This is a genomic window from Marinomonas sp. UCMA 3892 (assembly GCF_012726345.1).
Taxonomy (GTDB): domain Bacteria; phylum Pseudomonadota; class Gammaproteobacteria; order Pseudomonadales; family Marinomonadaceae; genus Marinomonas.
The window spans coordinates 187,414-201,598 of the sequence record NZ_PTXN01000007.1 but is presented as its reverse complement, the minus strand read 5'-3'; the positions used below and the strand labels follow the sequence as shown (position 1 = coordinate 201,598).

The 14,185-nt window shown below is 41.4% G+C and carries 11 protein-coding genes; 1 reads left to right on the top strand and 10 read right to left on the bottom strand.

The window, feature by feature from the left end; all coding sequences use genetic code 11:
- Positions 1-34: 34 nt before the first annotated feature.
- From mazG to cysM, 4 genes are all read right to left on the bottom strand, one after another.
- On the bottom strand, positions 35-838 hold the full coding sequence (mazG, locus tag B6N13_RS11635) for a nucleoside triphosphate pyrophosphohydrolase (protein ID WP_169459440.1): 804 nt from the start codon (positions 836-838) through the stop codon (positions 35-37).
- Positions 835-3,084, bottom strand: coding sequence for a GTP diphosphokinase (relA, locus tag B6N13_RS11630; protein WP_012068967.1), 2,250 nt, complete (start codon positions 3,082-3,084; stop codon positions 835-837). Before relA ends, mazG begins: the two co-directional genes overlap by 4 nt.
- A gap of 16 nt (positions 3,085-3,100) precedes the next feature.
- Positions 3,101-4,423: a 23S rRNA (uracil(1939)-C(5))-methyltransferase RlmD gene (gene rlmD / locus B6N13_RS11625; protein WP_169459439.1), complete on the bottom strand. Its 1,323-nt coding sequence runs from the start codon at positions 4,421-4,423 to the stop codon at positions 3,101-3,103.
- A gap of 140 nt (positions 4,424-4,563) precedes the next feature.
- A complete protein-coding gene (gene cysM / locus B6N13_RS11620) occupies positions 4,564-5,457 on the bottom strand; it encodes a cysteine synthase CysM (protein WP_012068965.1) in 894 nt (297 codons plus the stop codon).
- Positions 5,458-5,840: 383 nt separating this feature from the next.
- Between cysM and B6N13_RS11615 the strand changes: the two genes are divergently transcribed.
- Positions 5,841-8,651, top strand: a complete 2,811-nt coding sequence (locus B6N13_RS11615) for a response regulator (protein ID WP_169459438.1) — start codon at positions 5,841-5,843, stop codon at positions 8,649-8,651.
- On the opposite strand, the gene acpS is transcribed toward B6N13_RS11615, so the two are convergent.
- The 6 genes from acpS to lepA are packed head-to-tail and all read right to left on the bottom strand — an operon-like array spanning position 8,644 to position 14,074.
- Complete coding sequence (acpS, locus tag B6N13_RS11610) at positions 8,644-9,033, bottom strand: holo-ACP synthase (RefSeq protein WP_348981542.1); 390 nt, start codon at positions 9,031-9,033, stop codon at positions 8,644-8,646. The genes B6N13_RS11615 and acpS overlap by 8 nt on opposite strands.
- 21 nt (positions 9,034-9,054) lie before the next feature.
- A complete protein-coding gene (recO, locus tag B6N13_RS11605) occupies positions 9,055-9,792 on the bottom strand; it encodes a DNA repair protein RecO (RefSeq protein WP_169459436.1) in 738 nt (245 codons plus the stop codon).
- A gap of 5 nt (positions 9,793-9,797) precedes the next feature.
- Positions 9,798-10,700, bottom strand: a complete 903-nt coding sequence (era, locus tag B6N13_RS11600) for a GTPase Era (RefSeq protein WP_169459435.1) — start codon at positions 10,698-10,700, stop codon at positions 9,798-9,800.
- On the bottom strand, positions 10,693-11,376 hold the full coding sequence (gene rnc, locus B6N13_RS11595) for a ribonuclease III (RefSeq protein ID WP_012068960.1): 684 nt from the start codon (positions 11,374-11,376) through the stop codon (positions 10,693-10,695). The genes era and rnc overlap by 8 nt, the downstream gene beginning before the upstream one ends.
- 17 nt (positions 11,377-11,393) lie before the next feature.
- Entirely contained in the window at positions 11,394-12,218 is an 825-nt protein-coding gene (gene lepB / locus B6N13_RS11590; protein ID WP_012068959.1) for a signal peptidase I, read from the bottom strand.
- A gap of 50 nt (positions 12,219-12,268) precedes the next feature.
- A complete protein-coding gene (gene lepA / locus B6N13_RS11585; protein WP_169459434.1) occupies positions 12,269-14,074 on the bottom strand; it encodes a translation elongation factor 4 in 1,806 nt (601 codons plus the stop codon).
- Positions 14,075-14,185 lie beyond the last annotated feature (111 nt).

Here is a 14,185-nt window from a genome sequence, read left to right as displayed (position 1 = left end):
CAAGCGATCTATTATCCGTTTGCAAAATCACCACTTACAAACCTTCGCGTTTAGCCTGTTCCCAATAACGATCCAGCTCTTCTAAGGAGCAATCTGCTAAATTTTTATTTTGTACCGCCACAAGGCTCTCTATTCTACCAAAGCGTCGACGAAACTTTGTATTTGTTTTATTTAATGCCACGTCAGGAGATACTGCTAGATGACGAGATAAATTACTCACCGCAAAAAGCACATCCCCCATCTCCTCTTCAACATCAAGACGAGACTTCTGTTTCATTGCTTCTTCAAGTTCATCAAGTTCTTCTCTGATCTTGTCAAAGACTGGGGCCACTTCAGGCCAGTCAAAACCAACTTTTGCAGCTTTTTGCTGTAGTTTAACGGCCTGCATGAGTGCCGGCATTGAGACAGGGACATCGGCCAATAAGCCCTTATCGACAGAGCCTTTTTCTTGCGCTTTAATCTGCTGCCACTGTTGTGCTATTTGCTCTTCGCTCAACATTGCTGGTTCGCCAAAACGCGTAATGTCACCATCAGGAAAAACATGTGGATGACGTCGCAGCATTTTTTCAACAATGCCAGTCGCAATATCATCAAACGTAAAACGTTGTTGCTCTTCCGCCATTTGCGCATAAAAAACCACTTGAAAGAGCAAGTCTCCAAGCTCTTCTTTCAAGTGTTCAAAATCTTCACGCTCAATGGCATCTAACACTTCATAAGCTTCTTCTAGCGTATAAGGCGCAATACTTTTGTAAGTCTGCTTTTTATCCCAAGCACAACCAAACTCTTCATCCCTAAGACAACTCATCAAATACAGTAGCTGTTTAATCGCGTTACTCAAAAGTCTCTCTCTCTGAATACATTCAGCACGTTCGGCAGCTGATTAATGCGATGTAGCAACTTACTCAGCACACTCAACTCTCCCACTTCAATAGTAAAGCGAATGCTTGCCGTGTGGTTTTCTTTGGCAGACAAGGTATTCATCGACAATAAATTTACTTTTTCATTTGCCAACAAACTAGTGATGTCATTGAGCAAGCCAGTACGATCATAAGCCTCCACCTGTATATTTACAGGGTACTGATTATCAAGCTCTTCCCCCCAACTAACATCAATAATACGCTCTGGTTCCTCTAAGCCCAACTGAACGATATTAATGCAATCTTGCCTATGTACAGACACACCACGACCTTGGGTAATAAAACCTACGATGTCATCCCCAGGAATAGGCGTACAACATTTGGCCATCTGTGTTAATAATTTGCCTACACCCAAGATATGAATGTCGTTATCTGAAGACTTATGACGGCTCTTTTTCAAGCGAATTGGACGCGGGGTCGCAGTCTCACCATTCAAATTGTAAAAGTCATCAATAACACGCAACACTTTAGATAACTGAATGTCTCCCGCACCAAGTGCTACATATACTTCTTCAGCATAAGAGAAGTTAAAACGAGAAGAAATGGCTTGTAAATCAATACGACTATCCTCAAGGCCCAGACGTTTCAATTGTTTATCAAGTAAATGCTTGCCGGCATCCAGATTTTTTTCTCGATCTTCTTTTCTAAACCAATTTTGAATCTTGGCTCTAGCGCGGTTAGTTTGCACATAGCCTAATGTCGGATGCAGCCAATCACGGCTAGGGCCACCCTCTTTGGTAGTAAGAATTTCAACTTTGTCGCCAGTTTTTAAGTGAGTGACTAAGGAAATAATTTTACCATTTACCTTGGCACCACGGCAGCGATGGCCAATTTCAGTGTGAACTCGATACGCAAAATCAACAGCGGTCGCATTAATAGGCAAATCGACCACATGACCGTCAGGGGTAAAAACATAAATACGGTCTTGCTCGATGTCACTGCGAACTTGCTCAGACAAAGATTCCAAATCACCTTGCACTTCATGGAAGTCTAAAATGGTTCTTAGCCACTGGAGCTTTTCTTCATAGCTACTGCTATTGGAACTTAAATCTGTGCCTTTGTATTTCCAGTGAGCGCAAACTCCAAGCTCTGCGTCTTCATGCATTTTGTGGGTACGAATTTGGATTTCAAGCGCACGGCCTTGAGGGCCAATAACGGCGGTATGCAATGACTGATAACCATTAGATTTTGGGTTACTAATGTAGTCATCAAACTCTTGAGGAATTGGACGCCATAAATTATGTACCACACCAAGAACGCCATAACATTCCATCGGCTCATCAACTAAAATGCGCACAGCACGAACGTCATATACCTCATCAAAGCCAATGTTTTTGCGCTTCATCTTACGCCAAATACTATAGATGTGCTTTGCACGCCCCATTAGATCAGCGTGAATATTAATGGCTTTTAAACGATCATCTAACAGCTTAATAACATCATCAATGTATTGCTGGCGATCAAGACGCTTCTCATCTAACCAAGTAGCGATGCGTTTGTAATCGTTAGGATAGAGATAACGGAAAGAGAGGTCTTCTAACTCCCATTTGATATGACCAATACCCAAACGATGGGCCAAAGGTGCATAAACACTCTGCACTTCTAGAGCAACAGCAACACGACGCTCTTCGTTTTGATACTTGGCTTCTTTAATCGCGCAGGCACGCTCAGCAAGTTTAATCAGCACTACTCGCACATCATCAATGATGGAAACCAGCATTTTTCGTAGTGATTCTAGTTGGTTTTCACTACTGCCCAATACTTCAGCCGCGGAGTCCGCAGTCAAATTTTTCGAAACTTCCCCCATTTTCATCACCCCTTCGACAATCGAAGAGACTTTACGACCAAACATTTCGGTAACACGGGAAATGGGCAATTGATCTTCTCGTACAACACGATATAAAGCGGCGGCTACCAATGAATCTTGGTCTGCTCGAAAACCAGAAAGGATTTCAACCATTTCTAGCCCAGCACGAAAAGTGCTCGCTTGTGCGCCCCAATAAGAAGGTCGAGCACATTGTAATTCGGCTTGACGAGCCAGCTCGCAGGCCATACGCAAAGGCACTCGAGTACTGTCATCAATAAGGTGCGCAAAGTGCCCCATCCAAGCATCAATATCGACACTACCATCCTCTAACACAGGGTGATCTTTTCTTACCGTTACCATTTATCCGCCCTTAAATTTACTTCTTTTTTTGCAATAACATCATCGTTTCTACATGAGAGGTTTGCGGAAACATATCCATCAAACCAACACGTAAAACACGATATCCCTTTGCAACTAAATACTCGGCATCCCTAGCTAAAGTAGAAGCATTGCAAGAAACATACAATATTTGCGTCGGTCCAATTTTTATTATGCTATCTAAAAATTCAAACGCTCCAGCACGAGGAGGATCCAACAATACTTTGGTAATGGTCTGCTTAAAAAGTTCATTATTCACAGGCTTAGTCAAATCTGCTGCCACAAACGACAGGTTATCAAAACCATTCTCTCGCGCATTTTCTCGCGCGGCTTCGACCATTGTCTCTTGCACCTCAACACCAATAACTGCTTGAGCATGCACTGCTAACGGTAAAGAAAAATTCCCTACGCCGCAAAACAAATCCAATATTACATCTTGCTTACTTGGATTTAACCAGTCCATTGCTTGCACTACCATCTTTTGATTCATAGCAGCATTTACTTGAATAAAGTCTTGAGGGTGATATTTCAACCTTAAGTCACCAAGATCATAATAGCGCATTTTTTCAAGCGCCACTTCCGCCTTGCCCACTTTTGGTGCTTGCCAATATAAAGCGACCCGCCCTTTTTCAGCCCAATCTTCCCATGCATTTTTAAGTTCATCAGATATTGGAGACGTTAAGCGAAACAACGCCGAAACACCTTTAGTGTCTTCAAGTAATTCCACATGTCCAAGCACACCCGCCAAATCATTTTCTAATAACTTGAGTTTGAGTAAAAGGAAGGTACTTTGCAAATTAGGAGTAAGCACAACACATTGATCAATTGAGATAATTTCTTTAGATGCTTTACCACGAAAACCCAATACCATACGGCCTTTTTTGATATCAATCGCGAGACGAGCACGTCGACGATAACCTGTAGGTGTATCTGATAAGGTCTCTAATTCTTGGGTTGTAATCAGATTACGCAGTTGTCCTTGCAACCAATCAGCTTTTGCACTTAGCTGTTGCTCATTAGCTAAATGCTGAAAACTACAACCACCGCAGAGATTAAAATGCTGACAAGAGGGCTCAACTCGATAAACGCTCGGCTCAATAATATTCACCAAAACAGCTTCATCAAAGCGACGCCCTGCTTTATTAACTTGCGCCTCGACTGTTTCACCAGGCAAAGCACCTTCAATAAAAGTTACTTTACCTTGTAAACGAGCGACGCCTTTTGCTTCATGCGTCAAACCGTCCACTTCGAAGGTCTGTATTGGACCAATAGGCTGCGGCTTAGAGGTAGTTGTTCGGCGTGGGGATGTTCTTCTTCTCAAAGGTGGCTCTCTTATTCCTGAGTCTAGGACAAATGCACGACCATTCTACCGCATCTACCTGCAGAACAGTACGTGAAAGCAAGCCTTAAATAGCTGAAAAAACCTGTGGCATTTACATAAAATACCGAACGAAGGTCTACCTAACTATCAAAAACACCTGTCGACAAATACCTATCGCCACGATCACAAATAATTGCCACGATCACAGCATCATTCAACTGCTTAGATAATTCCAATGCAATGGCAACAGATCCACCAGAAGAAACACCACAGAAAATACCTTCTTCTTTTGCTAGGCGACGCATCGTTACTTCCGCAGCCTGTTGAGATACATCCATTACAGTATCCACTCGAGTTTCGTCAAAAATGGACGGTAAATACTCTTTTGGCCAACGACGAATCCCTGGAATACTTGAGCCATCTTGAGGTTGAAGGCCAACGACTTGAATGTCTCCATTCTGCTCTTTTAAGTAATGAGAAACCCCCATGATAGTTCCTGTAGTTCCCATGGAGCTTACAAAATGCGTTACTGCACCTTGAGTTTGCTGCCATATCTCTGGCCCAGTCGTTAAATAATGTGCATTTGGGTTATCTTGGTTGGCAAACTGATTCAAGACAACCCCAACACCTTGATCTTGCATTTCTTGAGCAAGGTCTCGCGCTCTTTCCATACCCTCTTCTTTTGTCACCAAATGCAATATGGCCCCATAAGCTGTCATCGCAGACTTGCGTTCTTGGCTCATATTGTCAGGCATGATCAAGTGCATTTTATAGCCTTTAATAGCCGCCACCATTGCTAGTGCGATGCCGGTATTACCACTGGTCGCTTCAATCAAACTATCACCCGGCTTTATATCACCGCGAAGCTCTGCCTGAAGTATCATATTCAAAGCAGGACGATCTTTTACTGAACCAGCAGGATTTTGTCCTTCAAGCTTTAATAAAATAGTATTACTTGGATTAGGATTGATACGCTGAAGGCGAACCAAGGGGGTTTGCCCAATTAAGGACTCGATACTAGGGTATTGGATCATAAAAAAACTTCATTGACATTGATGACTTAGGGAATGAAACTTAACACTTTAAGCCTATTTAAGAACACTTACGCTAAACAGTACAATAAGAAAGCGTTATAAACTTAGTTTCAATTTCGCATTCTAGAGTAAAAGATATGCTCATAACACGCATTTTCACCCTACTGTTGTTATTACTGATGATCAGTAGCTGTGATAAGTCCACAGAAAACCTCTCTGGACTTAACAATCTAGAACTCAGAAAAAAGTGGCGCGAGTGTGCTTACATTCGCTCTCCATCTAGCAGTGAACAACACGCATGCAGCAACTATGAAAGAGAATGCAATGACCGTAAAAACCAAGGCAATTTGTCCTGCTATTAACCAATCATCTAGATTCTTAGTATGAAGAAATTACCTTTCTCAAACCTACCAACACTTAGACTAAGCAGCAAAATTTTTTGGGCATTATTTGCACCTGTTTTCATAGTCTCGTTGCTAACAGGTACTCTTCTCTTATCAACTCGCTTTAACGATCTAAATCGAAATTTATACGAACGCACATCGCATATCACTGAACAAGTCGCTACGACCAGCGAATATGCTATTGTTTTTTCCGATCAAAACATGATGTATCGGATATTACAAAATGCGCTAAACAATCAAGATATCAGTAGTGTTCAACTTTTTAACAGCGAGCAAAAACTCATAGCGGAACTTGGTAAAGCGCCAGAAGCAAGCAGCACCAACTTTCCGGAAAATACCTTTATAAAGCAATATGATAATTATATAGAATCGATTAGCGCCATCCATTACACCAACAACACTCTTGATGGTGCTTTTAACACTCAATCAGACTTATTCAACACAGTAGATCAGCGTAGTTTAATTGGCTGGGTAAAAATTGAAGCCAATAAATCCGCAATTCAAATAGAAAAATACCAATATGCCTGCCTAGTTATTTTTATTCTGCTGTTTTTTAATATTCTGGTTATTTTGGGAGCATTTCATTTATCAAAAACATTAACTCTGCCAATAAATAGACTCTCTTCTGCACTAAATAAATTGGTTAAAGGTCAATTTTCTGGCGCTAAGTTAATGAAGCTTCCGCCAGAATACGCAGCACTCCAAAAAGACCTGCTTGATCTATCGGAAAGATTAGAGCATCACAATGAAGAACTAATTGCAGGTATTGAGCAATCAACTGAAGATATTCGCCGCAGCATGGATAGCATGGAAGAAAAAAGTGCGCAACTACACATAGCAAACCGCGAAGCTATGGAATCAAACCGATTAAAATCACAATTTCTTGCTAATATTAGCCATGAAGTCCGTACTCCATTAAACGCAATTCTCGGTTATACAAAAACACTACAGAAAGACATTACAGACACTCAACAGCGACTTTATGTAGACACCATTGAACAATCGACCAATAGCCTACTTACTATTATTGGCGATATATTGGATTTTTCAAAGATTGAAGCTGGTAAACTCAATCTAGAAAGCAACCACTTTAATCTGAAAACACTGTTAGATGACGTATATCAAATCCTCAGCATCAACTTATTAACGAAAGAAAAACAGATCGATTTAGTACCAGAATTCAGCCAAGATGTGCCTGAATGGTTTGTAGGAGACAGCACACGAGTACGCCAAATTTTAACGAATCTGATTGGCAATGCGATTAAGTTCACACACCAAGGCTCAGTTCGTACAAAGGTATCCATCGCCTCACAAACCCCACAAGAAATTACTTTATCTTTTCAGATTATAGATACTGGCATAGGCATAGCCGAACATAAAATCAACCGCTTATTTAAGCCTTTCTCACAAGTAGACACCAGCACCACTAGACAATTTGGAGGGACTGGACTTGGGCTAGTAATTACCAAAAAACTAGTTGAGCAAATGAATGGAAAAATTGAAGTCAGCAGTGATCCAAGCATCGGTTCAACCTTTCGTTTCACTATTAACCTAAAAACGTCACCCAAATTGGGCAATGATAAAAGCGCTCTAAACCGCCATACTGTACTACTAGAACCTAGCGCGACTTACAAAAGCTATCTAACCAGCTACTTACAAAGCATTGGTGTTAGCTGTACAGCCTGTTCCGACTTAGAGCAAATGGTCTCTCTGCTAAATAAACAGCATGAAACCATTGATGCCATTCTACTGAGTGTTATGCCTGATGAACAAAGCGTTGCAGAAGCACGGGAACTTATTACCTATTCAGCGAAACAGTTCTCTATACCATGTATTTTAATGATTCAGCCGCCCGGCCAAATAGCTCATTACCCAGACCTAAAAGAAATATGCAGCGATATTCTACTTAAACCCATTAGTCATGATCGTCTCTACAGTGCATTGCAACACCTTAGCAACAATAATACCCCAACCACTACATCAATCTCCCCCCAACAACCTCAAATAAATGTATTACAGGAAAGAATTCGCGGCCTTAAAATTCTGGCTGTAGATGATTCACCAATAAACTTACAACTACTAAAACACTGGCTAGTTCCTATCGGCATTGATGTTTCTTTGGCCTATAGCGGCCGACAAGCCATCGATATGGCGATAAGCGAAAGCTTTGATCAGATTTTTATGGATATACAAATGCCTGAAATGGACGGCATGGAAACCACACGACAACTTAGACAAATAGAAAGTTATAAAAACACACCTATTATTGCGCTAACCGCTCACGCCTTAGGATCTGAACAACAACAGATACTCGCAAGTGGTATGAATGCCTATCTAACTAAACCCATAAATGAAGAGCTTCTTCTGAGCACAATCGAAACTTGGCACTCAAACACCAAAAGCTTTCAAGATCAAGTAGATGATAAACTAGTCGGTATTTTCGATTTAGAAAAAGCACTCGAAATTGTTGATGGCAAAACTATCATTGCGAAAGAGATGTTTGACATGCTGGCAGACTCACTGGATGCTGAGAAAAAACTAATCCAACATCACTTAGAGAACCAAGACACAGAAAAACTCATTGAAGTAGTACACAGAATACATGGAGCCTCTAAATATACCGGTACCATAAATATTGCCCGCCACGCAGGCTTTCTAGAAACACACCTAAAAGAATTGGGACTAGAAGACGTAAGTGGTGTAGCAGAAGACTTCGTTGAAGCAATAGAGGAACTGCTAAACCATCGACAGCTTATTCCTTGGCCTCAGCCCTTAGACTCAACTATTTAGATTCAAGTATTACAAAAGCCTGAGCATAGGCTTTTTCATCAGTTAAACTTATATGCCACGACACAGGAAAGTCATAACGAGCAATGATACTTTCATCAACGGTGAGTACTGGCTGACCAGAAGGCAGGTTACTGACGTTAAAATGCTGAAAACTAACCCCTAAACCAATACCTGTTCCCAATGCTTTAACGGCTGCCTCTTTTGCAGCAAAACGCTTTGCAACAAAGGAGTTTGCTTTTTCTAGATTACTGATTTCAGACCAACGCTCTTTCTCAGCAGCGGTCAATATCCTATCAATAAATCGCTCCCCCAAACGCTCAATTGACTGAGCAATTCGAGCAATTTCTACTAAGTCAGTTCCAACTCCGATAATCAAACACACACCTCTTTATAGAACAAGTCCTCACAAGGCACGAAAAATAGGCACACCTAAATGTCGTTCCCCCTGAAAAGGCTGTTTTGGCAGCAAACGTCTAGAAACAATCGGCTTGCCATTCAACAAACTATCCAACCAGTTACGATGTAATTCTTTTGCAAGACTTAATACCTGTTTATCCATCCACTTACCAGCATGGTAATCAAGCGCCACTTGCCCTTCGACATACAGCATAGGCATTTGCTTAGGTATCTCACCATAATAGGGGCGTAAGCCAAACTTATAATGAAATTGATACAGCTGACGCGCCTCAAGCACCTCACCTCGACCGGTTGATACCATATTAATACCAACACCTAATTCTGAGAACAAACCAACCTCAAAGCGTCTTAACAAAGGCGCTATTGGAGCACCTGCATGCAAATTTTCAATCAGCCATTTATACAGTTCAAAAACATCAGGGAGTGGTAGGTTAATTGGTAACAGTTTCTCAAGCAACTCATGCACATAGAGCGCAGCATATAAAGGCAACCCATCTAAAGAAGACGCTGACTTTATTGACTCTAAACTTTTCACTGTTTTTAGATCGCTACGACCAATAAACTCCATTTCATAACACAAAAAAGGCCCAGGTATGACCCGAGCCTCTTTTTTTGGTAATCGCCATACTCCCCTAATCAAACCCTGCTCGAGTGTTAACATATCAAGCAGAATTTTACTGTCCTGAAAAGGACGAGTATGGATCACATACGCAGAAACGCGCATCGAAATTATTCTTCCTGATAACCTAAGCTGGCTAACGCACGTTCATCATCAGACCAGCCAGAACGTATTTTGATCCAGAGATTCAACATCACTTTATGCTGAAATAAATTCTCCATATCAATACGAGCTTCTTTACCAATAAGCTTAATTTTATCGCCACGTTCACCGATGATTATGCGTTTTTGGCCATTTCGCTCAACCAAAATTAACGCACTAATATGAATAGCAGACTCTTCGTAAACAAACTCTTCGATCTGCACAGCCACTTCATAAGGCACTTCTTGGCCAAGCTGGCGAGTAATCTTTTCACGCACTATTTCCGCGGCCAAAAAGCGCGAGCTACGGTTAGTAATCTGATCTTCAGGATAAAATTGCGTACCTTCTGGAATATAGCTTTCTACCAAACGTTCCAAACGATCTAAGTTGTTATTACGCAACGCTGAAATAGGCACTATCTGCGCAAAATTCATACGATCAGATAAGTTAGCCAAGCGTGGTAATAGATCTTCTTTCTGATCCAATTGATCCACTTTATTCACTACCAAGATAACAGGGCAGCGCGCATGTTTAACCTTTTGAAGAACTGATTCATCTTCCTCAGTCCAACGATCCGCATCAATAACGAACAGCACAACATCGACATCTTTCAATGCCGCTGCGGCGGTTTTATTCATAATACGGTTAATGGCTTTGGTTTCACCTAAATGCAAACCTGGTGTATCAACATAAATAGCCTGAACGTGCCCCTCAGTTTTCACACCAAGAATCTGATCTCGTGTTGTCTGTGGCTTACGTGAAGTAATAGATAATTTTTGGCCCAAGATGTGATTAAGCAAAGTTGACTTACCCACATTTGGGCGCCCAACAATGGCAATATAACCACAGTGCGTAACTTCAACTTCAGACATCTTTCTTTTCCAATTTTTTCAATGCTTTCGCAGCGGCATTTTGCTCTGCGATTCGGCGGCTATTACCTTTACCTTCAATAAACTCTTCACAAAGCTCAATATGACAATGCACATAAAAGGTCTGATCATGAGGCTCACCTACAATATTAACTACATCATATTGAGGCAACGCATGCTTACGAGCTTGCAAAAATTCCTGTAGACGAGTTTTAGCATCTTTAGTGACAATCTTTAGCGATGTCGCATCCAAACGCTCTTTGTACCACGCCAATATATGCTGACGACAAACATCCATGCCAGCATCTAAATACATAGCACCTATAATACCTTCTACGGTATCAGCCAAAATAGAGTCGCGGCGAAAACCACCACTTTTCAATTCCCCTGCACCTAACTTAAGGTAGTCACCCAACTCAAACTCTCTGGCCAATTCGGCCAAAGTATCGCCTTTTACTAACGATGCCCTCAAACGGCTTAATTCGCCTTCTTTGGCTTTTGGAAAACGGTGAAAAAGATCTTCCGCTATAACGTAGTTAAGAATCGAGTCACCCAAAAACTCAAGGCGCTCATTATTTTTTCCACCAAAACTACGGTGCGTTAGCGCCAGTTCAAGCAGTCCAAGGTCGGCAAAAAAGTAACCAATTCGCCGACTCAGCTTCTGATACAATGAACTCAAAATGTCTCCAAAAATACTTATTCAATCAAACCGTTATTTTTAAAGCTTGGGATACTAAAAAATTTATCCCAATGCAGCCAAACATAAAAGGCACGACCTTTCATGTTTTCATCTGGAACAAAACCCCAAAATCGGCTGTCAGCGCTATTATCTCTATTATCTCCCATCACAAAATAATGTCCTGCTGGTACAGTCCATTCACCTTCATGGGGAGTAAATCGGTAACTATTATAAATATCGTGCTGCACACCACCTAAATTTTCACTAAACAGATCAACAGGCTCTTGGTCTGGGTTCAATGATACAGGCAACTTAGCCAAAAACTCTTTACTAACTTGCTGACCATTTATCGTCAAAACCTTATTGTGATAGCTCACTTTATCACCAGGCAGACCGACTAGGCGCTTAATGTAGTTTAGACTAGGATCACGAGGATATTTAAAAACAACCACATCGCCACGTTTCGGCTCTGTAGTAGGAATAATAGTCGTATTTAGAACCGGCAAACGTAGACCATAATCAAACTTGTTTACCAGAATAAAGTCGCCTATTTTTAACGTTGGCAGCATGGAACCGGATGGAATCTGAAAAGGTTCAACAACAAAAGAACGTAGACCAAAAATAACCGCAATAATAATGAAGTATGACTTCACTTCCACAACAAACTTAGGTGTTTCAGCCAATCGCTGCTGAGCATCTTTACTCAAAGCGGTTCGCGCTTCTGTCGCCATATTTGCTAAAACAACTTTACGCTTTGGTAAATACACAATGCGGTCGTAAACCCAGAAGACACCCGTCACCAAAAACGCAATGGCCAGTATCAATTCGAAATCAAAACCCATAGTTCATTTCTCCACCAAGGTGTGCACTGGCACACCTGTTGATTATCCGGCTAGCTATCCAGTTGCAAAACCGCAAGGAAAGCTGATTGTGGTACTTCAACGTTACCAACCTGTTTCATGCGTTTTTTACCGTCTTTCTGTTTCTGTAACAACTTTTTCTTACGACTCACATCACCACCATAACACTTGGCAATAACGTTTTTGCGTAATGCTTTCACTGTGGTACGAGATATTATCTTCGCACCAACAGCCCCTTGAATCGCAACATCAAACATTTGACGAGGAATCAAGTCTTTCATCTTTTCACACAATGCACGACCTTTATACTGCACATTATCTTTGTGCATAATAAGCGCCAATGCATCTACACGTTCACCGTTGATCAAAATATCCAAACGACATAAAGGAGCAGCACTAAAATGCGAAAAGCTGTAATCCAAAGATGCAAAACCACGGCTACAAGACTTCAATTTATCGAAGAAATCCATTACCACTTCGTTCATTGGCAACTCATAGCGTAGTTGTACTTGTCGCCCCACATATAGCATGTCCTTTTGAATGCCGCGTTTCTCAATACACAAAGTGATAACGTTGCCTAAATATTCCTGTGGCACCAATATATTGGCCTCCACAATAGGCTCACGCATTTCTTTAATTGTACCTGGATCGGGCATTTTTGATGGACTGTCTACATTGATCACATCGCCATTATTCAGTTCAATTTCATACACTACAGTTGGAGCTGTAGATATCAAATCAAGATCATATTCACGCTCTAAACGTTCTTGGATAATCTCCATATGCAGCATACCCAAGAAGCCACAACGGAAACCAAAGCCCAAAGCATCAGAGCTTTCTGGTTCAAAAAACAATGACGCATCATTCAATGTCAGCTTATTCAAAGCGACACGGAAATCTTCATAATCATCAGAGCTAACAGGAAACAACCCCGCATAAACCTGTGGTTTAACCTTTTTGAATCCTGCTAACTGAGCAACATCAGGTGTCGAAGCATGAGTAATGGTGTCACCCACAGGTGCACCATGAATGTCTTTAATACCCGCAACAACGAAGCCCACTTCTCCCGCTTTCAACACGCCTGTTTCTTTACGTTTTGGGGTAAAAATACCAGCCATATCAACAGGGTGCGTTTGCTTAGTCGACTTGATATAAATTTTGTCTTTTTTGCGCAAAGTACCTTGTTTAATACGAACAAGAGAGACAACACCTAGATAATTATCAAACCATGAGTCGATAATCAAAGCCTGAAGTGGCGCATCTACGTCACCTTCTGGCGGTGGAATAGTCGCGACTAAACGCTCTAGAACGTCATCAACACCCATGCCTGTTTTTGCAGAACAAGTCACGGCATTCATCGCATCGATACCAATAATCTCTTCAATCTCAGCGCTAACACGTTCTGGTTCAGCCTGAGGTAAGTCGATTTTGTTCAATACAGGCATAACTTCGAGGCCTTGCTCGATTGCGGTATAACAGTTAGCTACAGATTGAGCTTCAACACCTTGCGCGGCATCAACCACTAGCAATGCACCTTCACAGGCGGCAAGAGAACGCGAAACTTCGTAAGAAAAATCCACGTGCCCAGGCGTATCGATAAAATTCAATTGATAAACTTGGCCATCTTTCGCATGGTAATCAAGTGTTACACTTTGCGCCTTGATGGTAATGCCTCGTTCACGCTCGATGTCCATAGAGTCAAGAACCTGAGCTGACATTTCACGTTCGCTCAGACCTTCACAAGTCTGAATGAAGCGATCAGCTAACGTCGATTTTCCGTGGTCGATGTGGGCGATAATACTAAAATTGCGTATGTGCTTAAGATTATTGGAAGACACTATTTACTCACACTTTAAAAGCGATGTTTGAATGATTACTTGTTGATAAACAAGTCACATATGCACACTTTTTAACCTAAAAAGTACATTAGTTAGCTAACATCATCATGC

Excerpts from the sequence above, each read along its gene's own strand:
- relA (WP_012068967.1), bottom strand. The coding sequence starts at position 3,084 with ATGGTAACGGTAAGAAAAGATCACCCTGTGTTAGAGGATGGTAGTGTC.
- cysM (WP_012068965.1), bottom strand. The coding sequence starts at position 5,457 with ATGATCCAATACCCTAGTATCGAGTCCTTAATTGGGCAAACCCCCTTG.
- B6N13_RS11615 (WP_169459438.1), top strand. The coding sequence starts at position 5,841 with ATGAAGAAATTACCTTTCTCAAACCTACCAACACTTAGACTAAGCAGC.
- recO (WP_169459436.1), bottom strand. The coding sequence starts at position 9,792 with ATGCGCGTTTCTGCGTATGTGATCCATACTCGTCCTTTTCAGGACAGT.
- era (WP_169459435.1), bottom strand. The coding sequence starts at position 10,700 with ATGTCTGAAGTTGAAGTTACGCACTGTGGTTATATTGCCATTGTTGGG.
- lepB (WP_012068959.1), bottom strand. The coding sequence starts at position 12,218 with ATGGGTTTTGATTTCGAATTGATACTGGCCATTGCGTTTTTGGTGACG.